Origin of the sequence: Rhodococcus sp. HNM0563 (genome assembly GCF_012726195.1) — a bacterium.
Taxonomy (GTDB): Bacteria; Actinomycetota; Actinomycetes; order Mycobacteriales; family Mycobacteriaceae; genus Rhodococcus.
Genome location: NZ_JAASAF010000006.1, coordinates 25,755 through 50,489 on the forward strand (window position 1 = coordinate 25,755; position 24,735 = coordinate 50,489).

Consider the following 24,735-nt stretch of genomic DNA (forward strand, 5'->3'; position numbering starts at 1 on the left):
CGGTCAATCAGGCAGCCCGCGTCTCCATTGCACATCCATCGGCAACTCGCCGATCGACTCCAGCACCGAGGGGCGGTAACCGCCGCCGACCTCGGGATCCGGGAAATGTTCCTCGGGATCGATGAACATCACCTCGATCCCGTCGAGGTGAAGTCGACGGACCATCTCGAGCAGAACCCTTCTACCCGCCGGGAACACCGAGCGGACGAGGGCCAGGTCGAGCACGAGCCGCGGGGTGACGATCGGTTCGTCGATCAGGTCGCGCACGATCGTCTCCACGTTCGTGAACTGGAGGTCGCCCTGCAACACCAGCAGGGTGACGGCGGTATCTCCGTCTCCGAATTCCCTGCGGCGACGCAGAACCGAGTGCGCCACCATGGGTGCGTCCATGAGATGCAGATTCATGTCTCGTGAAAGACGTTCGCAGACTTCGACTCCGCGAGCACTGGTACCGTGCGAATCGAGGCGCGGCGAGAAAACCGAAATCCCCAACTGTCCCGGGAGGATTCCGATGATCCCGCCGGATACACCGCTCTTGGCGGGGATCCCGATGTTCGTCAGCCAGTCCCCTGCCGCGTCGTACATTCCGCACGTTGCCATCACCGACAACACTTGACGCACCACAGGTCTGGAGAATATCTGCTCGCCCGTGCGCGGCTGAACTCCACCACTGGCAAGAGTTGCAGCCATCATCCCGAGATCGGCGGTCGTCACACGCACCGCGCACTGTCGTACATACCCTTCGACCACAGCGCGCGGATCACCGGTGAAGACGTCGTAACTGCGAAGAAGATTGGCCAGAGCGAGATTTCGGTAACCGTTGTCCAGCTCCGATCCTGCAACCTTGTCATCGATGTCGAGTTCGCGCCCGGCCAACGACGAGAGCAGTTTCCGGATCTGCTCGACGCCGGAATCCGCCGACGACGCGGATGCTACGAGGGCATGCGTCGCGAGCGCACCGGCATTGATCATCGGGTTGAGCGGACGACCGGTGTTCCGCTCGAGCGAGATCTCGCTGAACGCCTCACCGGACGGTTCCACACCGACATGGTCGAGCACAGCCTCGAACCCGAGGGTCTGGAGTGCGAGACCGTACACGAACGGCTTCGAAATCGATTGGATCGTGAACATGTCCGCGTAGTCGCCGACCGAGTACGCGTCGCCCTCCGCGGTCACCAGCGACAGCGCGAACCGATCGGGGTCGACCGTTGCCAACTGCGGAATGTAGTCCGCAAGCTCACCCGAATCGGCCGCGCACGTCTCGAGTACCTCGTTCAGATAATCCGGGATCGGGGACCGCATGGCCTCATTCTGGCCTACCCGGCCGCTCGGGGCGAGCGAAGCGACGGGAGACTCCCCGCCCGCCGACTCAATACGAGGTCTCGATCGGTCCGGGCGTCCACCACCCGGTCCGGGTCCTCTCCTCCGTGTCGATGTGCGCCGGCTCGGCCGACGCGTCGAGCGGACGGTACTGCTCGACCGAACCCCAGTCGCGGTCCCAGTCGTTGTCGAGGTACGAGGAGATCGTGCGGCCACCGAGCAACATCTCGGTCCAGCCGAGCGGGCCGCCACCGTAGTGGTCCTGCCACAGGTTCGTCGAGATGGCGCCGACGCGGTCCGGGAGGACGCGGAACTCGGGGATCTCGGCGACACCGTTGCTGTGCAACATCTGATGCTGGCACGGGAAGTTCAGACCGACCGCCCAGTCCAGCAGGACCGGGGACTCGGTGCCGAGAACGGCCTGCGCCGTCTGTGTCTGCGGCACACGGGGTGGTGTGAACGCGAGCCACTGTTCCGGCGCCAGATCGTGGTCGTGCGCGACGATGCGCACCGTGTCGGTTTCCGCGGGAAGGGTGTCGAGCGGCACCCGCAGGTTCCTCCACGACGGCGCCGGTCCGATGTCGATCGGGAGGGTGGATCCGAGTGTGCGCACGGTGTCGCCCTCAGCGACACCGTATTCGAGTTCGATGCGCTGCCCGTAGGTTTCGGTGCCGTCGGCGTCGACCGAGAAAATGCGTCCGGCCGCCGATATCGACACGATGTCGCCGCGCGAGCCCGCCGCATCCGGTTCGGGCAGGCGGTACCAGTCGGTGGTGACGTTCCCGGTGTTGCCGCCGTAACTACCCAGGACCGGGGTCGTGGCGGGATCGAGTCCGAACGGCAGCGCGACGATGCTGCCGTTTGCACCGGCCTGACCGGTACCGCCCTGGGTACCTGCCGTGCCACCTGCCGTCTGGTCGTTGTCGGAGTCGACGGTGTTCGCGGTACCCGCGTCGGCGGATTCGTCGTCGGCGGTCAGGTCGTCGGCGACACCATTGGGGCTGAAACCATCGCCGCCGCCTGCCACCAGTGCGTTCGCGATGTCGCCACTGACCGGCGTCAGCACTCCCGCGTTGGGATCCATCTCGAGCAGGACGTCGTTCGCGAGGCCGCACGCCGAACCGGTGAGCGCATCGATGTTGGACCTGGCCACCGAGTAGCCCGGGTACTGCGACACCGCGCCCTTCGCGAGGGAGAGCACCTCGAACAGCACCATTGCGGCGGCCGCGACCGTGAGCGGCGGAATCGACCAGAGTCGTGAGGGTGTATCGGTGCGTCTGGAGGCGACGGGGTGGATGTGCCACCACGCCGCGAGCAGCAGTGCGAGCACTGTCAGGCCGAAGAACACGGTGGAGAACCCGAACCCTGCGATGGACGGCGGTTTGTCCCACCACGGCACGCCGTAGCTCGACACGTACCACCAGCCGTTGGGGCCGATGAACGACATCGTGAGCGTGAACAGCACCGCAGCGGCGAAGAGGGCACGATTGCGGCGCGACCGCAGCACCATCGGTCCCACGGCGACCGCCGCGACGATCGCCACCGAGGCGGCCAGGCCGGCATAGATCCCGAAGTGGTGCGTCCACTTCGTGGGGGCGAACATCATCAGCACCATCGCGCCGAGGGTGATGCCCACGATTCGCCGGGACGGCCCCTGCGCCGCGCCGGGTACCTTGCCACCGCGGCGCATCAGCGCCAGAATGACCGTGACCAGGCACAACACCATGGTGAATACCGCGAAACGCCGCGCGAGCGAGCCGTCGACGGTGATCTGCAGCAGATACTGATAGCGAAGGTATTCCTGGAACCAGGGCACACTCGGGCCGACGACATGCGCGGACTGCATCTCCAGCACCGCGGCGAGCGTCTGATCGGCGAACACGGCAGCGAGGATCACGACCCCCGCTGCGACGATCGGTGCGAGCACGACGAAGAAGCCGAACTCTCGACCCCGCGCCAGGATGATGCGGGCGATCGGCCGCGCGCCGGCGATCAGTGCCGCGAAACAGATGATGCCGGAGGGGCCCGCAGTGACCGTGACGGCGCCGATCAGGACGGCCACCGCGGCGGGGAACAGTCGCCGGGTGGCGATGGCGCGCTCGACCGAGCACCAGGTCAGCAGGACACCGGTCGCGACGATCGGCTCGGGACGCAGGCCGTTGTTGAACGGCAGCCAGAACGCCAGGAAGACGAAGGCGCCGGTCCACAGCGGTATCGAGTTCCGGCGGACCGCGGCGCCGATCCGCGGCGCGACCTCGCGACTGATCACCCACCACGCGAGCAGACCTGCGACGAGGCCGGGCAGTCGCATCCAGACGCTCGACGTGGACACGTGGGTCATGAGCGCGAGCACGTCGTAGAAGGGTGTGCCGAACGGCGACTCCGGTACGCCGAACCACCTGAAGTAGTTGGCCATGTAACCGGCTTCGCCTGCCGCCCGGGCCATACCCAGTTGGTAGCCGTCGTCTGCAGTGTTCGCGCCGATGATGTGCCAGAGCAGCAAAGTACCGACCACAACGCCGTCGACCGGGCGGAACGACCACCACGATGCGGGCAGGATGCGACGGGAACGTCGGCCGTCGGTGGTGTCGAGGCGGTGCAACGACCACAGCGACAGCGCCGTGGCGAGCACCGCGACGATCATCGCGATGAGCTTGAGGTAGGTCGGGGACGACGTGAAGCGGGTGTCGAGGGTCGCGTCGACCGAGAGTCCGGCGGGAAGCTCGCCCGTCAGGCCGGTGAACACTCCGACCATCTGCGGGCGGAGGTCACGATCGAACACCTGTTCCGTGTCGGAGCCGCCCGCGCCGGTCACCGAAGCAACCGTGCGGGTGGGGGTCGAGTTCACCGTGACCGCACAGCCGGTGCCCAGCTCGTCGACGGGCACCGAGAGCAGCATGGTGTTGCGTGCGATCACCTCGAGGGTGGCCGGGCGCGCGTCGGAACCGGTCGTGACCCGTGCAACGAGCCCGTACCGCTCGGCGTTGGGCGCACCCTGCGGGGAGGTCGAGACGATGGTCGCGCCTTCGGCGCCCCCCGCGACCGCGCAGGGGATGGTGATATCCAGTTCGACAGGCGCGTACGACACCAACGGCGCGGTGACACTCGCGCTGCCGTCCTGCGGCCAGCTCAGCGTCCCCTGCGTCTGAGTCACGGGAAGGAACGGAATCGCCAACGCGGCGACGATGCCCACCAGCGCACCCACCAGGGCGATGAGCCGGGCTCGCGTCACCTCGGATCGGGTCGCCGACGGCTCGACTGCCGGTGGTCGGACGGGGTCCTCGGTCGTACTGGCCTCACTCACGCCACGCGATGCTATCCGAGATGGGGGCCTGCCCCTATTTCACCGTGCCGTTTCACCGCGCCGAAGTCGTTTCGGTACGGGTCTCGGACGGCCGCACTTCGTCCGCAAGAAAGATCATCTGAGCCATCATCTTGTAACCCGACGTCTCCTCACGGAGCACTTCGATGGATTCGTCGGGATGCACCGAGTCGATCACAGCGTGCTCACCGATCGCACCGACGAAGCGTTCCGAGACGACGTCCTCACTCCGCTGCCTCAGTGGCGTTCAGTCCACTGTTTCACGGGCAGCGGGGATCGAACCGAGACGACCTGCCTGGAAGTCCTCGAAGGCCTGGATCACTTCCGCCCTCGTGTTCATGACGAACGGTCCGGCCATCGCGACCGGCTCACGGATCGGCTTGCCGCCCAGAATGAATACTTCGACCGACGCTGTACGCGAGTCCTGGGTATCGGCTGCGGCAATCGTGATCGTCTCACCACGCCCGAACACTGCCAGCTGACCTTCGCGCACAGGACGCCGCTCACTCCCGACCAGACCACTCCCGGCCAGAACGTAGGCGAGCGAATTGAATTCGGGATTCCACGGCAGCGTCACGCGTGCACCGGGCGCGATGGTGGCATGCAGCAACGTGATCGGAGTGTAGGTGGATCCGGGACCCTGGTGGCCGTCGAGTTCGCCCGCGATGACGCGGATCAGTGCGCCACCGTCCGGGGAAGAGAGCAGCGCTACCTTGCTACCGGCGATGTCCTGATAGCGAGGAGCCACCAGCTTGTCGCTCTTCGGCAGGTTCACCCACAGCTGCACGCCATGAAAGAGTCCGCCCGTCACGACGAGTTGCTCCGGCGGGGCTTCGATGTGCAGGACACCACCGCCGGCTGTCATCCACTGGGTGTCGCCGCCACTGATGACACCACCGCCCCCGTTCGAGTCCTGATGCTCCATCGTCCCGTCGATCATGTAGGTGACGGTCTCGAAGCCACGGTGCGGATGCCAGGGTGTGCCCTTGGGCTCTCCGGGTGCATAGTCGACCTCGCCCATCTGATCCATGTGGATGAACGGGTCGAGGTGCTCGAGGCCGACACCCGCGAATGCGCGGCGGACCGGGAAACCTTCGCCTTCGTAACCGGTGGGTGCGGTGGTCACCGACAGGACCGGTCGCGCGACGGCACCCTGTGCGGGTTCCGTGACGCGCGGTAGCGCAAGGACGTTGTCGACGCTCACGGCAGGCATTAGCTCTCCTCGGAGTCATATAGTTGATTTATCAACTATCTCAACACGGGTAGCCGAGAAGTATTCCCCACCCCAGGACCGTTACACCGGCGTGCCCCTGACCTTCCAGCTCGATTCCGTGCTCGGTGCCGGCACCGAAGACCAACCGGTCACCCCATAGGACATTTCGACCCACGCCGGTACATTCGGGCGGCGTGCCCGTGCCACTCCGCCCGGATGCCGGGGGACAGACGATTCGAAAAGAGAACACATGCGGACGAGAACACGCAGGCGATCGGCGTCTGCCGTCGCCTTAACGGTACTCGCCACCTGCCTCGGCGGTGTGGCCGCGGCCGGCCCTACGGTCGCACCGACGATGCCGGTACTCGAGAAGTACGACGTCCACGACGTCGCCGCCGGTCGTGCCGAGTGCGGATCGGGGTCACATCCGGAAACCGGTCTGCAAGGCGATGTTCCGGCGGACGACCGAGCAAGCGGCCGCAGCACCGAGGGGTACCGGTGCAACATGTCACAGATCGGCGGGTTCGATGGCGGTGGCTCCGGAATTGTCTCGGCGAGCTATGGCCACTGCGCCTACATGGGATCGGTGTTCCCGTCCACATTGATCGGAGATTCGGCGGGGGTGCGCGTCGTCGATGTGTCCCACCCGGCCTCACCGACTCTCAGCGCGAATCTCACCGAGCCCGCGATGCTCGCCGGCACATGGGAGAGCCTCAAGGTCCACGAAGGACGGAAACTGCTGGTGGGAACCGGTGTTCCCGCGAACTTCGGAGCCGGGCTCCTGTCGGTATACGACATCACCGACTGCGCTCACCCTCGACTGCTCAACCCGGGGCCGGGAAGCAGCCTCCACATGCCACTGCCGATCACGGCCCACGAGGGCGGGTTCTCTCCGGACGGGATGACCTACTGGTCGACCGGAAACGAGGGTGTGGTCAGCGCCGTCGACCTCTCCGATCCCACGAACCCTCGAGTGGTGTGGCAGGGCTGGCCCGGGATCTCCGCGCACGGATTCGGATTCAGCCCCGACGGCAACCGGATGTACCTGGCGAACAACTTCGGCGGCCTCACGATCCTCGACACCAGTGCAGTACAGCGACGTGATCCCGAACCGACGGTGCCGCAGATATCGCAGATGTCGTGGACGGATGGCTGGGCCACCCAGCACAGCATTCCTGTCACCTACGACGGCCGGCCCTACCTCTTCACCATCGATGAAGGCGGTTCCGGCGGAGTCAAACTCATCGACATAGATGACGAGACATCCCCGGAGGTCGTGAACTCGATCAAACTCGAGATCAATCTGCCGGACAACATCGACAGCCAGGTCGCGTCCGCGATGGGCGGTTCGATCTTCTCGTACGAGGCGCATTACTGCAGCGCCGACCGCCCCGCGAATCCTACGGCTCTCGCGTGCGGGTGGTTCGGTTCGGGTATTCGTGTGTTCGATGTCAGCGATCCATTCGACGTGCGCGAGATCGCCTACTACAACCCGCCGGCGTTCACCGGCCGCGCCGACGAACGTCCCAACTCGTCGCACGCCCTGCTATCGATCATTGGGGTTCCCGTCCTCGGCCTGCCCGCGGTCGCGCAGTCCGCCGCGGCCGGGCAGTTCGATCCGGCCGAGGCACTGAGCGACCGGACCGGAATGGTCCTCGGCGGCGACCTGTCGTCCGACTGGTGCGTCTCGCCGCCCGCGTGGCGCGGCAACGAACTGTGGGTCACATGTGCCGACAACGGGTTCCTGACGCTGCAACTCGACCCGGCCGTCTACACGCCGCCCGCCGATCAGCAGACCACGATCGGATCCTGATGCGCAGGACGGTCCAGATCGCCGGATTCGGATCGCTGGCGTTGCTCCTGCTGGTCGTGGGGGCGGCGCTGCGTCCGTTGATCGTGCCCGAGGTGTCGCGGGTCAAACCGGTGCTCGATGCCGTGGAGATCGGGTTCGTACAGGACATGGCCGAACACCATCAGCAGGCCCTGGCCATGACGATGCGTCTGTCGCCGGATGTCGACCCGGCTGTCGCTGCACTCGCCCGGCAGATCGGCGACTCCCAGCGTACCGAGATCGGGATCCTCACCGGCTGGCTGCAGCTCGCCGACGCACCACCGACGAATCCCGAACCCATGTCGTGGCACGAAACGCCCGGACACACCCACGGCGGCGCCGTTCCCGACGAGTCGATGCCGGGAATGGCGACCACCGCCGAGCTCGACGCACTTTCGGCCGCGACCGGACGTGACGCCGAGGTGCTGTTCCTGCAGCTTATGCACCTCCACCACCTCGGCGGCATCGAGATGGCGCAGACCGCCGACGCCCTGCTCGCGAGCGGTCCCGTCGACCGTATGGCGCGCAGCATGGTGCAGGAACAGAGCCAAGAGGCCGGGCTCATCTCGATACTTCTCGCGGAACGGTCGTGATCCACGCGATCAGCAACCAGTGAGCACTGCTAGCAGTTCGGGACCCGACCAATTCCGGCGGCCACCGCGCTCCGCGTCGCGGATCAGTTCGACGAGCCGGTCGTTGACCGGTGTCGCGACGCCGTACTCACGGCCGAGCCGCACGACTTCGCCATTGATCCAGTCGACCTCGGTGACACGACCGGCCTCCAGGTCCTCCCACATCGACGATCGGGCGAGCGGATCGATCGCGAGCATCGACGACGCAACGTTGCGGAACACGATGTCCGGCACCGTCAGTAGACGCGGGATCCATGCCGGCGGCAGCGGCGTGAGGCGCGCCGCGATGCGTCCCGCAACCTTCCCTACGGCGAGCGCTTCGCGCTGCGCCGCAGCGAGACAACGACGGTAGGAACGCTGCGACAGTTCGGTCTTCAGGGGCAGACCCGACAGTGCGTTGATCGGGTTGTTCAGATTCAGGAGCAGCTTCGCCCACAGCACCGCGTCCATGTCGGATCTGACGGTCAGCGGTAGTCCGGCCACATCGAAAAGGCTCAGGTAGGGGGCGAGCAGGCCGCTGTCCTCGACCTCGATGCCACCCTCGGATCCCTGGTGGAACCACCCCTTGCCCTGTGCCACGACGTTGAACGGCACCATCCCCGCGAGCACCGGCCGGTCGATCTGCTCCCGCAACACCGACGCATTGGACAGCCCGTTCTGCAGGCCGACCACTACGGCGGCGTCGTTCAGCAGGGGAGCAATCGTTTCGGATACCTCCTCGGTTGCAGACGATTTCACCGTGACCAACACGAGTGTCGCGTCTGCGACGACGTCCGGCTCGGTCCGGTACTCCACTCGGTCGACGTGCATGTCGGCACCGTCGAGATCGGTCAGGCGCAGGCCGTGTTCACGCACCTCGTCGGCGAGCCGCTTCCGCCCCACGAACACGACCTCCGCACCGGCCGCTGCCAACCGTCCCCCGATATAACAGCCGATACTTCCCGCGCCGTACACCACAATGGTGGGCATCTACCGAAACTCCTGTCAGAAAGATGGATTGGGCCGTACGAAACGCTCGTCGAGATCCGCGATCGAACGCGCACCGGTCAGAGCCATCGTGAGATCGAACTCGGCGACCACGTTGCGGATCACCTCCTCGACACCGCGTTGCCCCGCGATCGCAAGCCCGTACATGTAGGGGCGGCCGAGCAGCACCGCGTCGGCACCGAGTGCGAGCGCGACGAATACATCCGCGCCGGTGCGTATTCCACTGTCCAAAAGCAGTGTCGGCTCACGGCCGATCGCCGCCCGGATCTCGAGGAGCGCATCGAGCGACGCGATCGAGCCGTCGATCTGACGTCCGCCGTGGTTCGACACGACGACCGCGTCAACCCCCAGGTCGACGGCCCGGCGCGCATCGTCCGGATGCAGAATCCCCTTGAGCACGATCGGCAGTCTCGTCCGGTCGCGGAGTGTCGCCAGGTGCTCCCAGCTCAGTCCCGGATTCGAGTAGATGTCGAGGAAGGTCTCGGCCGCAGCGCGCGGCACAGGGGAGCGCAGGTTGTCGAGGAACTTGCCCGGATAGTTGCGTGTCATCGATATCAGAGTGCGGATTGCACCGAGCGTGACGTCGGGTCGCTCGGTGACCATGTCCCGGGCCGCGACGATCCGCTGCCGCACGATGTCGCGGAAACACGGATCCGACGTGTACTGCGCGATGCCCTCGCCACGCGCGAACGGCAACGACCCCAGGTTCAGGTCCTGCGGACGCCACCCCAGCATCGTCGTGTCCAATGTGACGACGACCGCCTCGGCGCCGCTCGCCTCGGCCCGATGCAGCAGACTGTCGACGAGTTCTTCGTCGGAACTCCAGTAGAGCTGGAACCAGCGGGAAGCCGAACCCATCGCAGCGGCGCAGTCCTCCATCGGGTTGCAGCCCTGGTTGGAGAAGATATACGGCACGCCCGTCGCCGCCGCGGCCCGCGCGATCGCCAGATCGCTGTCAGTAGCCATCAATGCGCCCGCACCCACCGGAGCCAACAGCAACGGCGACGGCAGCGATGTGTTCACGACGGTGGTGCTCAGGTCGCGTTCGGTGACGCCGTGCGCCATGCGCGGAACGATCGCCCACCTGTCGAATGCGCGACGGTTGTTACGCATCGTGCGACCTTCGCCTGCACCGCCCGCGACATACGCCCAGGCGCGCTTCGAACTGGCGCTCTGCGCCGCCCGCTCGAGATCGCCGAATGCCGTGGGCACCGCAGGCCTACGGCCGAGCGCACCGTCGCGGTAGACGGTGCCCTGACGGTCACGACCAGGTCCGGCGGCCGCGGCAGCAGCGGTTTCGGTCACGAGTTCCCCTCTCTCGAGCACGGTGGTGCACCGAATCCTTCCTCACAACGGGGGATCAGGGAACCGGGATCCTCCGAATGTGGTGGCGTGCACGTGGGAACGCCGGAGTAATTCGCCTGCTGTGCAACTGATCGTTCCGGACGGCTGCCTCGACCTGGGGGAGACAACCGCCGTTCAGCGCAATAGCGTTTCGCTCATGAGCAACGATCCGAACACCCTCCGCAGCCGCCACGTCAGTCAGGTCATCGCATGTCCGCCCGCACAGGTATACGAGTTCGCTGCGAATCCCGACAACCTTCCCAGGTGGGCATCGGGCTTGGCACAGAGTCACGTCGAGCGCGACGGCGACACCCTCCTGGTGGACTCGCCCATGGGTCGTGTCACGGTGCGGTTCACATCGCGCAACGACCTGGGCGTACTCGACCACGACGTCACTTTGCCGTCGGGTACGACGGTGAACAACCCGGTACGGGTACTCGCGCACCCGAACGGCTCCGAGATTCTCTTCACCGTTCGCCAGATCGACCTGTCGGACGAAGAGTTCGATAGGGACACCGCGACGGTCGCGAAGGATCTCGAACGCCTCCGCGACCTCCTGGAGCGGTAGGCGCACCGCGCCTGTTCAGGACAACATGTCTTCGATGAGGTCGGCGGCACGCGAGGTGCCTCCTTCTGCCAGCGCGTCGGCACGCAACCGCGCCGAACGTGTGCGCACCTCCGGATCATCGACCAGATCGACCAACGCGGCCCGCAGGTTCTCCGGCGTAGCGTCCTCCGTGTCGATGCGGCGGGCAACACCGAGCTCGACGAGCTTGTCGGCGTTCATGAATTGCTCGGCGGCCTGCGGCACCGCGATCATCGGCACACCTGCCAGCAGTCCTTCGCCGCAGCCGCCCATACCTGCGTGGGTGACGAAAGCGTCCGCCTGCTCGAGAATGGCCCGCTGCGGAACCCAGGAGTGCACCTCGACGTTGGGTGGGATGTCGCCGAGTTCCCGCGCATCGGTGTACTTGCCGATCTGGAGCACGACGTGCCAGCCGGGCAGATTGCCGTAGGCCGCCAGACACTGCCTGTAGAACTCCGGCTGCCGGGTGTATGCCGAGCCGAGCGAGATCAGCAGCACGTTCTTCGCGTCGACCGGACGAGCCCAGGCGTCGGGCTCGGCGCGCAGGTCGAAGCAGGGGCCCACGAAGGTCACCGTGTCGGTGTCGACTCGGTCGGCGTGCGGCTGCATCGCCCGCGTGATCAACGCCAGAGCATGGGTGGGACGGTTGGGGAAGATATCCACGTCGGTAGTGGTTGCCCCGCACTCCGCGAGCCATCGTGAGAACTTCGACCTGTATGCGTCGGCACCCGGCAGTTCCCACAACTGGGCCGCGACCTCCTGGTCGTATCCCTCCCAGGAGACGAATGTCGGCGACAGCTGCATGAGGGGTCTGTCCTGCGATTCCGCGAGGGCACGCGCAGCGTAGGCGCCGATGTCGTACAGGTACAGGTCCGCCGGATCATCGCCGTAGGCAGCATGCAATCGGGGGAGTGTCCGGATCGCATCGTCGAGGAACAGGGTCATCGCAGCGATGGGATCGTCGGGCCAATCATTGTCGGCCACCGGCAATTCGGATGACACGGGAACGAATTCTGCGCCGGCGCCCTCGATCAGCCCGGACACTGCCGAGTCGTTGGCGTATGTCACTCGGTGACCACGGGCAACCAATTCGCGGATGATCTCGAGACTCGGCAGGACGTGGCTGACGGCGGGGACACCGACCATTGCAATGTGGGCGCAACGAAGGGGCATGGACGCGAGGGTAACCCGCGCTCCGGGCTCACGCATCCGAATAAAATCACCGAGTTCGGGCCGGTCGATCGCCGCATACACTCGTCACACCCCATCACCGAGATGCAAGGAGACTGCATGCGGTTCGACCTGGAAGCCCTGTCTGCAGTCGTGCCCGTGGATCAGCTCGACGAAGCCCGGAACTTCTACGCCTCGAGACCTTCCGGGCATGGCCCCACCAGTTTCGACGAGTTGACGGAGATACGGGCGAGGACCCCTGCTCCGGCGCCGGCCGAACCACCGGCGCTCGAGGAGACGGTCGATCGCGACGACCTTCGCGTCCCGGTACGGATCACGCTTCCTGTCAGCGGTCGGATCCGCGGTGTCTATCTGAACATCCACGGCGGTGGCTTCTACATGGGTTCCGCGGCCAGAGATGATGTGTCCAACCGCGAACTCGCCGATGATCTCGAGATTGTCGTCGTCGGTGTCGGATATCGACTGTCACCCGAATACCCGTGGCCCGCCGCCCCCGACGACTGCGAAGCGGTCGCGGCATGGCTGGTCGAGAATGCAGCGTCCCACTTCGGGTCGTCACGGTTGATCATCGGGGGACGTTCGGCGGGCGCATCGCTCGCCCTCACCACCCTGATCCGGCTTCGGGACAAGGGAGTTGCCGATGGGTTTGCGGGTGCCGCCTTGCAGTTCGGTACCTACGACATGAGCGTGCAGACCCCTGCCGGGCGCCTGATCGCCGACGAGTACTTCCTCCGCGCCTACGTCGGTCACGTCGCCGACCGCACCGCCCCGGACATCTCCCCGATCTATGCAGACCTGCACGGCCTACCGCCCACGCTGATGGTGGTCGGGCGTGAGGACGTGCTCTTGGAAGACAACCTCGCGATGGCCGGCCGACTGTCCGCAGCAGGCAACGACGTCGAGATCCGGATCTATCCCGAGGCGCCACACGGGTTCACGGGCCATCCGCTCGCACTTGCCCGGACGGCGCGACGCGGTATCGATGCGTGGATGCTCGAACGGCTCGGAATCAGCGATGCGGAACAGCAGGTCCCCTCGTAATCCCTTGGAGCAGCGTGCGGTAACTCGCAGGTGTCAGGATGCGGCCTGGAACGCCGCCGCCAACGCGGCACGCGCCTTCTCGAGCCCCGGGGAGGCGAGCCCGATCTCGGCCAATTCGGTTTCGACGTTGGTCATCTCGACATCCGGAAGTCCGCATGCGACAGCTTGGTGCCAGGGCTGCATGTCGCCTTCGACGTTGAGCGCGAACCCATGGGTGGTGATGCCGCGGCCGGACCGCATCCCGATGGACACGATCTTCCGGCCGGTCTTCTTCGTCCACACCCCCGTGAGCAGGTCGGCGCCCCGCGGGGTGTCGCGCCGCTCGGCAGGAACTCCCAACGCGTCGAGCGCGTCGACAAGGCGGTGCTCGACCTCGCGGACATAGTCCACGACGCCCTCACCCGCACGAAGCTCGACGATGAGGTATCCCACGATCTGGCCCGGACCGTGATAGGTCAACTGGCCGCCGCGACGTGTCTCCTTGACCGGAATGCTGCCGTCCAACGGGAGGTGTTCGGGCTTCGTCCGGGCTCCGACCGTGAAGATCGACGGGTGGCTGAGCAACCAGAGTGTGTCGGGTCGCTGCGACCCGCGGCGCTCCTCGTACATTTCCTGCATTCGCGCCATCGCCACGTCGTAGTCGACCGGGTCCTCGTCGACCACGAGATGAAGTGGACGATCGACCAACAGTTTCTCGCTCATGTCCCGCTCTCACTCGATCCGTGGGCCACCTCGACGGCCACACCCAGCCACTTTAGCGACCGCGCCGACGGTCCCGTTATTTCCCGGCACCTCGTACCGCATCGGCGAATGCTCTCATCATCTCCGGATCCTTGACACCCCGGCTCGACTCGATACCGCTGGACACATCCACACCCCAGGCACCTGAGGTCGCCAATGCCCGCGCCACGTTGCCGGCGTTCAGGCCGCCCGCGAGCACCCACCGGCCCGACGGCAGAGCGCTGCGGTCCTGCCAGTCCCAGGTCTTCCCGGCTCCGGCGATCGCGCCGTCGACCAGCAACAGGTCGGCGCCGAAGTCGTCGGAGAGCGACTCCGCGCCACCCGAGTTGACGGCGCGAATCACCGTCAGCCCCGCGTCGTGCAGGACGCGCACGTCGTCGGCCGAACGGAGATCGTGCACCTGCACATGCTCGAGGTCTGCGGTCTTCGCCGTCGCGATGATCTCGTCGAGGGGGATCCGCACGTACACTCCGACCGCGAGTGTGCCCGCGGGCAACCGCGTCCGCAACCGACCGGCCTGCTCCGCCGACACTTTGCGAGGACTGTCGGCGAACACGAAACCGACTGCATCCACACCGAGTTCTACGGCAAGATCGACCGTCGACTCGTCCTGCAGCCCGCACATCTTGATGAACGTCATCCCACACCTTTCATCTCGCGCGCTCCTCGAGGCGCCTGTCCAACCCGTCGACGATGAGGTCCAGTTCGAACTCGAACTGTTCGACGGCGCGGGACTGCGCTTCACGGCTCAACGCGAACCTGTGAAGCAGCGGCAGGTCGCCGGTAGATCCGGCTTCCACCGTTCGTACGACATTGTCGACCTGCGGATCTGCGGCACCCGACGCCGCGGCGATGTCCTCTCGTGCCGACGCATGCGCGATCACGGCGAGGAGAGTGATCACACGTCCCGCCTCCTCGGCGTCGAATCCTGCGTGCACCAGGCGTTCCATGATTCGCTCCACAGTCGCGAGTGCGCCGAGATCCGTCATTCCATCGAATCTGACGTAGACGATGAGAACGCCTGCGGCCGTCAGCGCCTCCTTCATTGCTCGCGCACAGGATCGCAGCACCTGGCGCCAGTCCTGGCTTTCCGGTGTGTCGACGCTGCGGATCGCGGATTCGAAGACATCGAGCGCGACCAACTCGAGGAGGCCCTGCCGGTCGCTGACGTAGTAGTTGAGAGCCTTCCGGTCGACCCCCAGTTCGTCTGCCACGGCCTGCATCGTGAGCGTGTCGGGAGCAAGCGATCGTGCCGCGGAGACGATCCGCTCGCGGCTGATCTTGCTCGGACGGCCACGGCGCCGTCGCGTGCCCGCACTGCGGACGATCTCCTCGCTGCTCACCCGGCAAGCCTACGATCTCCGGCCACTCCGCAGGATCCCTCTCCTACCGTCACGCTGTTTCAGCTCCCTGACCTGTATGCCCGTTGTTGCGATGAACGCGGATAGTTATTCTTCCCATGCGGGAATTAATACCGTATTCTCTCAATCGGATATCCGGTTCCGCACGGCACAGCCCCGCCGTTCACCGCAGGCCGTGCTGAAGATCCCGTGTGCGACGACGCCGTTGCGCACCCCTGAAGAGGAGGCAGACTTGACCGGTTTCGACGAGATCGATTTCTTCACCGATGTATCCCTCGTTGAAGATCCCTACCCGTATTTCGAGCATCTGCGTTCGAAGTGCCCCGTGACCCACATGCCGCACCACGGGGTGGTGGCCGTGACCGGCTACGACGAAGCCCTCGAGGTGTACCGCAACCACGAGGTGTACTCCTCGGCCAACGCCTTCCTCGGGCCGTTCCCGCCACTGCCGTTCACCCCCGAGGGCGACGACATCACCGATCAACTCGCCGCACACCGCGACCAATTGCCGTTGAACGAGCACATGGTCACGATGGATCCGCCCGACCACACGGCCCAGCGTGCCCTCCTCAAACGACTCCTGACGCCGAAGCGGCTCAAGGAGAACGAAGAGTTCATGTGGCGACTCGCCGACAAGCAGATCGACACGTTCTTCGGCAGTGGCCGGATGGAGCTGCTCGACGACTACGCGAAACCTTTCGCGTTGATCGTGGTCGCCGACCTGCTCGGCGTTCCGGAAGAAGACCACGACCAGTTCCGCGACAAGCTGCTCTCCCAGACCGCCCGCACGCTCAACCAGGACGAAGAAGTCGAGGTCAATCCGCTCGAGTGGCTCGACGCCCAGTTCAGCGGCTACATCGAGGACCGCCGCAAGAATCCTCGCGCCGACGTCCTGACCGACCTCGCGACCGCCACCTACCCCGACGGCACCCTGCCCGAGGTCATCGATGTGGTGCGCTTGGCGACCTTCCTGTTCGCCGCCGGTCAGGAAACCACTGCCCGACTGCTCAGTTCGTCCATCCAGGTCCTCGCCGAGCGGCCCGACATCCAGAAGCAACTGCGCGACGACCGCGAACTCATCCCCGCGTTCATCGAGGAAACCCTCCGCGTGGAAAGCCCGGTGAAGACCGACTTCCGGCTGGTGCTCAAGAACACCACACTGCGCGGCATCGACCTTCCCGCAGGCACTCCGGTGGCCATCCTGCCAGGAGCGATCAACCGCGATCCGGATCGTTTCGAATGTCCCGCCGAGTTCCGCGTCGACCGCGAAAACCTGCGCGAGCACATCGCTTTCGGCCGCGGCGTGCACTCCTGCCCGGGCGGACCGTTGGCGCGCGTCGAAGCGAAGGTCAGCATCGAGCGGTTCCTCGACCGCATGGGCGACATCAAGCTCGACGAGACGGAACACGGCCCCGAATCGGACCGCAAGTTCACCTGGGAACCCACCTACCTCCTGCGTGGGTTGAACAACCTGCACCTGCAGTACGACCCGATCGGCTGATCACCGAAACTCGAGGAATGTCCGGCGCAGCAGCCCTCGGGGGGTCTGCGCCGGGCTCGACACCATCCCCCTTGGAGAGCAGATGAAGGTCACACTGGACACGGATCTCTGTGAGGCACACGGCCTGTGCGAGGCGAGTGCCCCGGAGTTGTTTCAGCTCGGCGACGAGGACATCGTGACAATCCTCGACGACAATCCCGCACCGGAACATCACGACGCCGCGCGCAGGGCAGCGGGAAGTTGCCCACGGATGGCCATCCAGATCGCGGAAGACTGACGCCGGGCCCCTTGCTCACACCCTGATGTGACGGACACCGACTGCCGCTCGCCGCAACTGATAGCGGACGGGCGGCAGTCGGTCGTGGATGAGATCCAGACCCGCGCGCGTCGCGATGTCTTCGACAACCTCGTCGATCGCGCGGCCATCGGTGTCGACGTGTTCAGTGAATCGTTCCGTGGCAAGCGCAGTGACACAGCGCGGGATCTGCTGCATGGCCCAGGTCTCGTCCCGTCCGACTACACGACCAAGCCAGTAACCGGTGCGGGTCTGCAGTCGGCTGCGGAGGGTCTCGGGTGATGCGACAAGGGAAAAATGCCGGACGTCGACCCTCTCGGTAGCCAGGCCTGCCATGATCTCGTCGAAATAGTCCGGTTCGACCAACGTCATGGGCACGATGACTGGGCCATCGTGGGCAGCGACCGCGTCGGCGAGCGTTGCGATGACAGCCGATCGCCATTGGGGGCGGTCCTGAAAATCGCCTCGCGCAGACGCGGGCAGCATTTTGTGGACCGCGAATCCGATGAGTTCGGGATCAGCGACGTGCGAACTCGGGGCGCGTCGATTCAGCTCGAACGCCGTCTGCGTCTTTCCCGCACCGAACGCCCCGTTGATCCAGATGAGCATTTCGCCGAGCATAGTGGTGCGCTGGCCGCGTCGTTGCTCCTGGAGTCACGTGTGGACTTTCCTCCGGTACCACGGGTTTCCGTTGCCGCACGACCAACGGAAACCCGCACAAGCGGAGGAGGTCTCGAGATCCCCGGTACCACGGCGTCAGCCTTCGGCTGCCGTACCGCCGTTCGCGATGTGCGACTTGGACAAGGACTCCATCAGACTGCGCATGGCACGCATGTCGGAGCGTAGTTCGTCCATCTCGGTGCGCAGGTCATCCAACTCGCCAGCGGACGAATCCGGTTCGGGCACCGCGACGGGTGCCGGTTCACGCGCCGGTTGAGTTCGGGTCGGTGCTGGCGTCGGATCGGCCGACCCTGTGCGTGCCGGGGCGAACCCGTCGAGGAAAACCGACGTGACGGTGGCAGTGATCGACTCGATATCGGCGGCGAGGGTGTCCCGATGCCATCGGACGGACTGGAACACGCACTCCCGCATCATTCGTTGGAACTCGAATGTATTTATGCCGGAATTGAATTCACCATTTCGCACACCCTCGTCGACGACCTCGAGCCACGCCCGGTGCGACGACTCGACAGCACCAGCGATCTCCGCGTACTCCGGTAGCGCACCGAGATTCTCGAACTCGTTCTGATAGATCTCGGTGGCGTACGGATGCTTGTCCGCGACTTCGAGCGAGACCCGGACCATCAGCCCGACGCGATGGCGGGCTGTCTCGACTCCGGCCAGGACGTTCGCGTAACTGCCCACCAGGTCGGTCAGGAAGTTCCTCAGGATCTCGGAGACGATCGCGTCCTTGGAATTGAAGTAGTGGTACAGCGTCCCGGAGTTCAGACCCACCGCGTCGGCGATCTCACGGATCGTGGTGGCCGACATGCCTCGTTCGGAGAAGAGCCGAGCCGATTCGGCCAGGATCATCTGACGCCGGCTGGCTGTCACTGTTCACCTCTCGTGTACGGACGGACGATCTGCCTCTGTGGTGTACCCGAGGCTAACAGCAGGTCAAGGCCATTTACATGAGCGAGGTCGGGAAGGGCAGCGTTGTCTGTCGGGCCGAACGAGCATACGCCGTCCGGTGAGACCGCAGCCCCACCCGGTCGGGTGAAGGCGCGGCAACCTCGTCTCACGAGTCGAACCATGACCAGTTCCCAGGGTTCAATGGTGCGCAGCAACCCGGAGAACAGCAGTTCGAACTCGTGATCGGAGGGCTTCGGCTCGAGATCGACGTCGCGCCGCGTCCGATCGGCCCGATACCGGACGAGGTCTCCGTCGAGGAACACCATCACGATCGGCACCTCCCCCGGTGAGGTGCCGACATCCTCCGCGAACGTCACGCCGTCGTCCGCGTCGCGTCCGGCGTCGAGTGTGGTGTTCTCGTTCACGAACGCCCAGACCCCGGCCACCCCCTCGCATTCCATCAGGGCGGGTATCACCTCGCGATCCTGCCGGGCGAAATACTGCTCGCTCTCAGCGCTGCCAGGGTGGCACAGTCGTGTCGCGACCAGTGCGATCCCCCGGTTCGGACAGATCGGCAGCGCGTCCGCACCGATCAGGCAGCGCGGGTTCACGTAACCTTTAACCGGCATGACGGCGCCCATCGCCACGCGGCGGCTGACCCGGACGTCGGGGCGTCGTCCCTGGTGGAACGTCCGGACCGCGAGGTCCTGCCACTGGGCGAAACACTCGTCGACCGGGTCCCGGAACCAGTAGCTGTTGTCGAGCTGGCGCCAGGCGTTGTACTCCGCATGGGCCGCCGGGTCCGTCACCTGGGTGAACGAGAGGAACGCCCTGCGGGCTAGCACGGTGTCGCCTCGGCCAGTGCCGGTGCGACGCGGGTGAACAGGAGTTCCATGTGGCGATCGACCAGCGTGTCGGACATCCCGGGGAGTCCTGCCCACAGATAGGCGTGCTCGACGGGCATGTGCCGGTTTCGGGCCCGGATTTCACCGGCGGCGGCCTCGGCTGTGGCGACCGTCAGTCCGGGCACCGAACGGTTCCGATCGAACTCGGCAGTCAACTCGATCTCCAGGTCGGCGACGGTCCGCGTATCACCACGCCGGCCCAGGTAGGTGGCCTGTCGGTGCGCCAGATTCGGGATAAGCTGTCGTGCAGTCGATTCCGGGTCGTCTGCCACGATGATATCGATCACGCCGCCGCGTCGGGCCGCGCCCGCGGGGTGACCGCCTTCCTCGAGACCGGCGAGGTACGGTGCCGACAGCGCGGGATCGAGAGACAACAGTCCGGCCCCGAGTCGTCCGGCGCGGGCGGCACCGCGGGGCCCTTGATATCCGAGCCACATCGGGACCGGATCCTGAACCGGTCCCGGTGTGACACCACCCTGCGACAGCAGGTTCCGCACCGCCGTGAACACCGAGTCGGTGACGTCGTACCGGGCGCGAAAATCCGATCCGAATGCGTCGAACTCCTCCCGGGACCACCCGGCTCCGAGTCCGAGTTCGAGTCGGCCGCCCGAGACCAGGTCCACGAGGGCCGCTTCTTCCGCGATATGGACGGGATGCCGGTGGGGGGCGAGCAGCACGGCTGTACCGATCCTGACGCGTTCGGTCCGCGCGGCGATCGCGGCCGCGAGGGTCAGCGGTTGTGGCAGGTAGCCGTCCTCGAAGAAGTGATGTTCGGTCAGCCACACCGAGTTCGCGCCGAGTTCCTCGGCCCGGGTGACCCGATCGAGCATCACACCGTAATGCTCGGCGCCGGGACGCTCCCAGCGGGCCGGGTTGCGCATGTCGAGGAAGAGTCCGAGTTTCACGAAGGAAGCCGTGTCCTGTCGGTCGGTGCGGCCGGGTGAGTGGCGCGGACCGGAATGGCAGGCCCGGTAATGCGGAGGAGCAGCGCCGCCGGAGGTGCGACCCGCGCTACGCGGGTGTCGTCGCTGTCGTCCTCGTCGTGTGCATCCAGATCGGCACAGTCACGCGCGTCCTCGATGTCGGCCCCCCGGCCGATCTCGGTGTCGAACGTGATGTTCCACCGGGCGAGCTGCTCTGCGGTCCAACCGAACCGGGTGCGCTCGCAGAGCAGCTGATCGGTGATCCTCGCGACCATCGAGACTCGGGTGGCAACCTCCGCACCGACCTGCGCGAGGATGTCCGCCGGGGTCAGCGGGCGTGTCTTCGTGCGATAGTGCGCCCAGGTGGCTTCGAGCGCGTCGGATTCGGAGCAGTCCCTGAGCAACTCGGCCCAGTAGTACTCGCCGAATCCGTCCGGGGCCATGTATTGCTCGACTCCCGAACGGATCCGGAGGATCTCCCGGCACGTGAAGATGTCGACAGTCTTGACTCTGGTCATGATGCGACCGCATCCGACGACGCAACCGCAACGGATTCGAGCGCCGACATGCGGAGCCGCCAACCACCCTCGAGCGTGGCCGCCGCACCCGCCGGCCGCGCCCGGAGAGCACGCTGCGCACGACTCCCGTATCGCGCGGTGGAGACGGGCTGCTCGGGGGTCTGCAGCGCCGTTGCTTCATCGATCACACACATGAACCGGTTCCTCCTGTGCGGGGTGGGTATCGGACTACGCCGACTGCGGGTCCGCGGAGGTCTCCCTCGACCACACCAGGTCCTGGTCGCCCCACGAGCGCGGCGGGCGTGAGAAGACCTCTTCGAGCATCGGCATGAAGAACTCGAGGGGTTCGGTGTCGTAGCCGGGGTCGAAGGACTCCTGGTCCCATGCTGCGCAGAAGTGTGCGCAGGTATCGAAATACGGGGAGTCCCGATACCGGTCACGGCTGTCGGTGGGAATACCGAGTTTCTCGCCGTAGTGGTAGGTCTGGAAGACGCCGTGGTGCTTGACGACCCACACTGCCTCCTCGTCGAGCACCGGCCGCAGGATCGCGGCGGCGACCTCGCTGTGATTGTCCGGGCAGAGATCGTCGCCGATGTCGTGCAGCAGTGCCGCGATGACCAGGTCGACGCGGGCGCCCTCCCGGTGCGCGCGGGTCGCGGACTGCAGCGAGTGCTCGTAACGATCGACGCGATAGCCGAAGGAGTAGCCCTTCATCGACTCGAGCAGGCGCACGATCGTTTCGAGCCAGTGGTCGCGACGGTGGATCGCGGCCTCGTCTCGGATCAGTTCCATCTCGGCTGCGGTCGCTTCGTCCATTCGGGTGAAGTCGACGGTACGGGTGTTGTCGGCCATGTCAGCTTCTCTCGGTCTCGGTTGTTCCGGGTGCAGGGGCTTCGGTGGTCACGCCACGCCGGCGCGGACCTCTCGCGGAGTGTCCGTCTCCGACGTCAGGGCGATGCCCTTGGTCTCCTGTGTGAAGTAGGCGGCGGCGGCGACCGCGAGGGCGAGCACGATGACGTACCAGGTGAACAGGTCGGGCGTGCCGCGGGAGGTCAGCCACGAATTGAGGTACGGCGCGGTGCCTCCGAAGATCGCAGCCGCGAGCGATACGGCGATGCCCGTACCCGCAGCACGGGACTTCGTGGAGAACAGTTCGGCGAACCAGGCGACCTGGGTGCTCGCCGCGAGTGCCTGGACGACGAGCGCCAGGCACATCGTCACGGCCAGGGTGCGTGCCGAGCCGTCGAGCATCCCGGACAGGGGGAAGGCGAGCAGGGCCACCAGCACTCCCCACGCGATGTTGTTGGGGCGACGTCCGAATCGGTCCGCGAGACGTGCCGCGAGCGGCAGCGCGGCGATGAAGACGATGTTGGCGACCACGCCGGCCCACATCGCGAGCTTGTCGTTCACGTGGTGGAAGCTGATCGCGTACGCGGGAGCATTCACGGACCAGGTGTACGAGAACACCGAGGTGCCGCCGACGAGGAGGACGACGCGCAGGATCGACGTGCGCTGTGCCCAGATGTCGCGGAGCGCCGATCGGGCCGAGGACGGTGTCTGGTTCTCGGAACGATTGGCGTGGTCGACGAAGGCGCCGGATTCTTCGAGGCCGCGGCGCAGGTAGAGCGCGAAGAATCCGAGCACACCGCCGATCAGGAACGGAATGCGCCAGCCCCAGTCGGCCATCGCCTCGGAGTCGATGACGGAGCGCATCACCGCGCCGAGGAGCGTGGCGAGCACCGTTCCGCCGACGGTGGACATGATGACCGTGGAACCCCACAGTGCGCGGTTGTCGGGTCGCGCCACCTCGGCGATGTATGTGTAGGAGCCGCCCTGTTCACCACCGTGCGCTACACCTTGGATGCATCGGACGACGAGTAACCACAACGACGCGAACACCCCGATCCGGTCGTACGTGGGAGCGATCGCGATGAGGACGCTCGATGCCGCGACCAGCGACATCGTCAGCACCATGACAAACTTTCGCCCGCGGCGATCGGCGACGAGTCCGAAGAGCAGGCCGCCGATCGGGCGCATCACGAACCCGACGGCGAACACCGCCATAGTCGAGAGCAGGTTCGACACCTCGTTGGTGGAGTGGAAGAACTGGTTGGAGAAGTAGACCGCGAAGATCGCAAAGACGGTCCAGTCGAACCACTCCAGCGTGTTGCCCATGTTGACGGCCAGGATCATCCGCGCTCGGCCGCGGACCTCGGATCGGGTCGAATGCTTCGGACTTTCCGCGGGACCGTTCTGTGTCGGTGCGTCGGTCATGCCGGTTCTCCTTGTCGGGAGGGATGCGGGAGGGCAGAGGGAACGGCGGGGCAGGCTCGGCGTTCGTGGGCGGGCCGAGGGGGAACTCGGTGCTGCCGTGTGGGCTTCATCGGTCGTCTCCCCCTGTGTGTGGTCGGAGTCGGGGGACCGACCGGTGGCACGAGAACGCTGAGGATGGGCAAAGTATGTCGCGGATCACAAATCTAGGTCGCTCTGCCCAACCTGTCAATCAAGCGTATGGCTGGCTCTGTATTGCCGCGGCACTCCTCAGAGGAAGGGGCGGCGCCGGTTCGACTGAAGGCTTACATCTGTATCTTTTGTAAGATAGAGTTTCGCCTCGTTCGACAATATGACCCCAATCTCATCCCGTCCGGAGGCGCTGTGACCGTGTACGACGAATCGACGGCGATCGGAAGCGGCCCGGATCCGATGGGTGGGTGGCGTCCGCGCGCCACGCCCCCGATCGGGGTCGACCTCACCGGTGAGCAGAAACTCGCGTGCGCATTCCGGATCCTCGCGCACGCCGGATTCAGCGAGAACATGGCCGGCCACATCACCTGGGCCGACCGCGACGACGACAGCCTCCTGATCAACCCGTGGGGGCTGTGGTGGGACGAGGTCTCGGCGTCCGACGTGTGCCGAGTGGACTCGAACGGTGCTGTGATAGAAGGCAAATGGGACGTCACACCCGCCTATCACATCCATACCGAACTGCACCGGCGTCGTCCGGACGCTCGGGTGGTCGTTCACAACCACCCGTACTACGTGACCCTGTTGGCAGCCGTCGGCGTGCTTCCGATGATCGCGCACCAGACCGGGAGTCTGTACGACGACGACCTGTCCCTCGTCGAGGAGTACGGAGGCGAAGTCGACGACGCCGAACTCGGCAGGGATCTCGCCGACCGGATCGGCGACCGCAACAACGTGATCCTCGCCAGCCACGGCATCATCACCACCGCCGACACGATCGAGCTCGCGGTCTACCGTGCGGCATCGATCGACAGGTTCTGCCGACTCGCTTACGACATCCTGCTGCTCGGAAAAGACCCCTTGCCGATCGAGAAGAGCGTCCGGGCTGCGATGCAGAAGGCACTCGTCGAGCGCGCGGCCGGGGTCTACTGGGCCGGCGCGGTCCGCAAGCTGCTCAGGACCGATCCCGGCGTTCTCGACTGAGTCCG

Annotated in this window: 25 protein-coding genes; 7 read left to right on the forward strand and 18 right to left on the reverse strand. The window is 65.7% G+C overall.

The window, feature by feature from the left end; all coding sequences use genetic code 11:
- Nucleotides 1-3 precede the first annotated feature (3 nt).
- The 4 genes from HCA61_RS14795 to HCA61_RS14810 form a co-directional block, all read right to left on the reverse strand.
- Nucleotides 4-1,302: a glutaminase gene (locus HCA61_RS14795; RefSeq protein WP_169688964.1), complete on the reverse strand. Its 1,299-nt coding sequence runs from the start codon at nt 1,300-1,302 to the stop codon at nt 4-6.
- Nucleotides 1,303-1,369: 67 nt separating this feature from the next.
- Nucleotides 1,370-4,552, reverse strand: a complete 3,183-nt coding sequence (locus tag HCA61_RS14800; RefSeq protein WP_169689319.1) for an arabinosyltransferase domain-containing protein — start codon at nt 4,550-4,552, stop codon at nt 1,370-1,372.
- A gap of 124 nt (nt 4,553-4,676) precedes the next feature.
- Nucleotides 4,677-4,820 carry a hypothetical protein gene (locus HCA61_RS14805; RefSeq protein WP_206040140.1) on the reverse strand — a complete coding sequence of 48 codons (144 nt, stop codon included), beginning with the start codon at nt 4,818-4,820 and terminating at the stop codon, nt 4,677-4,679.
- Between the two features lie 69 nt (nt 4,821-4,889).
- On the reverse strand, nt 4,890-5,855 hold the full coding sequence (locus HCA61_RS14810) for a pirin family protein (RefSeq protein ID WP_169688965.1): 966 nt from the start codon (nt 5,853-5,855) through the stop codon (nt 4,890-4,892).
- Between the two features lie 250 nt (nt 5,856-6,105).
- Between HCA61_RS14810 and HCA61_RS14815 the strand changes: the two genes are divergently transcribed.
- The gene (locus HCA61_RS14815; protein WP_169688966.1) at nt 6,106-7,668 is read left to right on the forward strand and encodes a hypothetical protein; all 1,563 of its coding nucleotides are present in this window, start codon (nt 6,106-6,108) and stop codon (nt 7,666-7,668) included.
- Nucleotides 7,668-8,279: a DUF305 domain-containing protein gene (locus tag HCA61_RS14820; RefSeq protein ID WP_169688967.1), complete on the forward strand. Its 612-nt coding sequence runs from the start codon at nt 7,668-7,670 to the stop codon at nt 8,277-8,279. The genes HCA61_RS14815 and HCA61_RS14820 overlap by 1 nt, the downstream gene beginning before the upstream one ends.
- Before the next feature lie 9 nt (nt 8,280-8,288).
- Here HCA61_RS14820 and HCA61_RS14825 read toward each other — a convergent pair whose 3' ends face one another.
- Together HCA61_RS14825 and HCA61_RS14830 are read right to left on the reverse strand one after the other, a co-directional pair.
- Nucleotides 8,289-9,287 carry a 2-dehydropantoate 2-reductase gene (locus tag HCA61_RS14825; protein ID WP_169688968.1) on the reverse strand — a complete coding sequence of 333 codons (999 nt, stop codon included), beginning with the start codon at nt 9,285-9,287 and terminating at the stop codon, nt 8,289-8,291.
- A gap of 15 nt (nt 9,288-9,302) precedes the next feature.
- Entirely contained in the window at nt 9,303-10,610 is a 1,308-nt protein-coding gene (locus HCA61_RS14830; RefSeq protein ID WP_169688969.1) for an alpha-hydroxy-acid oxidizing protein, read from the reverse strand.
- Nucleotides 10,611-10,806: 196 nt separating this feature from the next.
- Between HCA61_RS14830 and HCA61_RS14835 the strand changes: the two genes are divergently transcribed.
- Nucleotides 10,807-11,217: an SRPBCC family protein gene (locus HCA61_RS14835; protein ID WP_169688970.1), complete on the forward strand. Its 411-nt coding sequence runs from the start codon at nt 10,807-10,809 to the stop codon at nt 11,215-11,217.
- Between the two features lie 15 nt (nt 11,218-11,232).
- On the opposite strand, the gene HCA61_RS14840 is transcribed toward HCA61_RS14835, so the two are convergent.
- Nucleotides 11,233-12,408: a macrolide family glycosyltransferase gene (locus tag HCA61_RS14840; RefSeq protein WP_206040141.1), complete on the reverse strand. Its 1,176-nt coding sequence runs from the start codon at nt 12,406-12,408 to the stop codon at nt 11,233-11,235.
- Nucleotides 12,409-12,525: 117 nt separating this feature from the next.
- Between HCA61_RS14840 and HCA61_RS14845 the strand changes: the two genes are divergently transcribed.
- The gene (locus HCA61_RS14845; protein ID WP_169688971.1) at nt 12,526-13,467 is read left to right on the forward strand and encodes an alpha/beta hydrolase; all 942 of its coding nucleotides are present in this window, start codon (nt 12,526-12,528) and stop codon (nt 13,465-13,467) included.
- 33 nt (nt 13,468-13,500) lie between these two features.
- Here HCA61_RS14845 and lipB read toward each other — a convergent pair whose 3' ends face one another.
- The 3 genes from lipB to HCA61_RS26355 all read right to left on the reverse strand — a co-directional run bounded on the left by lipB (nt 13,501) and on the right by HCA61_RS26355 (nt 15,551).
- Complete coding sequence (gene lipB / locus HCA61_RS14850) at nt 13,501-14,169, reverse strand: lipoyl(octanoyl) transferase LipB (protein ID WP_169688972.1); 669 nt, start codon at nt 14,167-14,169, stop codon at nt 13,501-13,503.
- A 76-nt stretch (nt 14,170-14,245) separates the two neighbouring features.
- Nucleotides 14,246-14,848, reverse strand: a complete 603-nt coding sequence (locus HCA61_RS14855; protein ID WP_169688973.1) for a phosphoribosylanthranilate isomerase — start codon at nt 14,846-14,848, stop codon at nt 14,246-14,248.
- A gap of 10 nt (nt 14,849-14,858) precedes the next feature.
- On the reverse strand, nt 14,859-15,551 hold the full coding sequence (locus tag HCA61_RS26355; RefSeq protein ID WP_169688974.1) for a TetR/AcrR family transcriptional regulator C-terminal domain-containing protein: 693 nt from the start codon (nt 15,549-15,551) through the stop codon (nt 14,859-14,861).
- Nucleotides 15,552-15,801: 250 nt separating this feature from the next.
- Here HCA61_RS26355 and HCA61_RS14865 point away from each other — a divergent pair, with 250 nt between their 5' ends.
- Together HCA61_RS14865 and HCA61_RS14870 are read left to right on the forward strand one after the other, a co-directional pair.
- A complete protein-coding gene (locus tag HCA61_RS14865) occupies nt 15,802-17,070 on the forward strand; it encodes a cytochrome P450 (RefSeq protein ID WP_206040142.1) in 1,269 nt (422 codons plus the stop codon).
- Nucleotides 17,071-17,152: 82 nt separating this feature from the next.
- Nucleotides 17,153-17,347 carry a ferredoxin gene (locus tag HCA61_RS14870; RefSeq protein ID WP_169688975.1) on the forward strand — a complete coding sequence of 65 codons (195 nt, stop codon included), beginning with the start codon at nt 17,153-17,155 and terminating at the stop codon, nt 17,345-17,347.
- A 15-nt stretch (nt 17,348-17,362) separates the two neighbouring features.
- Here HCA61_RS14870 and HCA61_RS14875 read toward each other — a convergent pair whose 3' ends face one another.
- From HCA61_RS14875 to HCA61_RS14910, 8 genes are all read right to left on the reverse strand, one after another.
- Entirely contained in the window at nt 17,363-17,974 is a 612-nt protein-coding gene (locus HCA61_RS14875; RefSeq protein ID WP_169688976.1) for an AAA family ATPase, read from the reverse strand.
- Between the two features lie 147 nt (nt 17,975-18,121).
- Nucleotides 18,122-18,919: a TetR family transcriptional regulator gene (locus HCA61_RS14880; protein WP_346777564.1), complete on the reverse strand. Its 798-nt coding sequence runs from the start codon at nt 18,917-18,919 to the stop codon at nt 18,122-18,124.
- Nucleotides 18,916-19,782, reverse strand: a complete 867-nt coding sequence (locus HCA61_RS14885) for a hypothetical protein (protein WP_169688977.1) — start codon at nt 19,780-19,782, stop codon at nt 18,916-18,918. The genes HCA61_RS14880 and HCA61_RS14885 overlap by 4 nt, the downstream gene beginning before the upstream one ends.
- Nucleotides 19,776-20,747, reverse strand: coding sequence for an LLM class flavin-dependent oxidoreductase (locus HCA61_RS14890; RefSeq protein ID WP_206040143.1), 972 nt, complete (start codon nt 20,745-20,747; stop codon nt 19,776-19,778). The genes HCA61_RS14885 and HCA61_RS14890 overlap by 7 nt, the downstream gene beginning before the upstream one ends.
- A complete protein-coding gene (locus HCA61_RS14895) occupies nt 20,744-21,283 on the reverse strand; it encodes a hypothetical protein (RefSeq protein WP_206040144.1) in 540 nt (179 codons plus the stop codon). The genes HCA61_RS14890 and HCA61_RS14895 overlap by 4 nt, the downstream gene beginning before the upstream one ends.
- Nucleotides 21,280-21,477, reverse strand: coding sequence for a hypothetical protein (locus HCA61_RS14900; RefSeq protein ID WP_169688978.1), 198 nt, complete (start codon nt 21,475-21,477; stop codon nt 21,280-21,282). The genes HCA61_RS14895 and HCA61_RS14900 overlap by 4 nt, the downstream gene beginning before the upstream one ends.
- Nucleotides 21,478-21,511: 34 nt before the next feature.
- Nucleotides 21,512-22,135, reverse strand: coding sequence for an HD domain-containing protein (locus HCA61_RS14905; protein ID WP_169688979.1), 624 nt, complete (start codon nt 22,133-22,135; stop codon nt 21,512-21,514).
- 48 nt (nt 22,136-22,183) lie between these two features.
- Nucleotides 22,184-23,557, reverse strand: coding sequence for an MFS transporter (locus HCA61_RS14910; RefSeq protein ID WP_240959576.1), 1,374 nt, complete (start codon nt 23,555-23,557; stop codon nt 22,184-22,186).
- Nucleotides 23,558-23,986: 429 nt separating this feature from the next.
- On the opposite strand from HCA61_RS14910, the gene HCA61_RS14915 reads away from it, so the two are divergent.
- Nucleotides 23,987-24,730, forward strand: a complete 744-nt coding sequence (locus tag HCA61_RS14915; protein ID WP_169689325.1) for a class II aldolase/adducin family protein — start codon at nt 23,987-23,989, stop codon at nt 24,728-24,730.
- Nucleotides 24,731-24,735 lie beyond the last annotated feature (5 nt).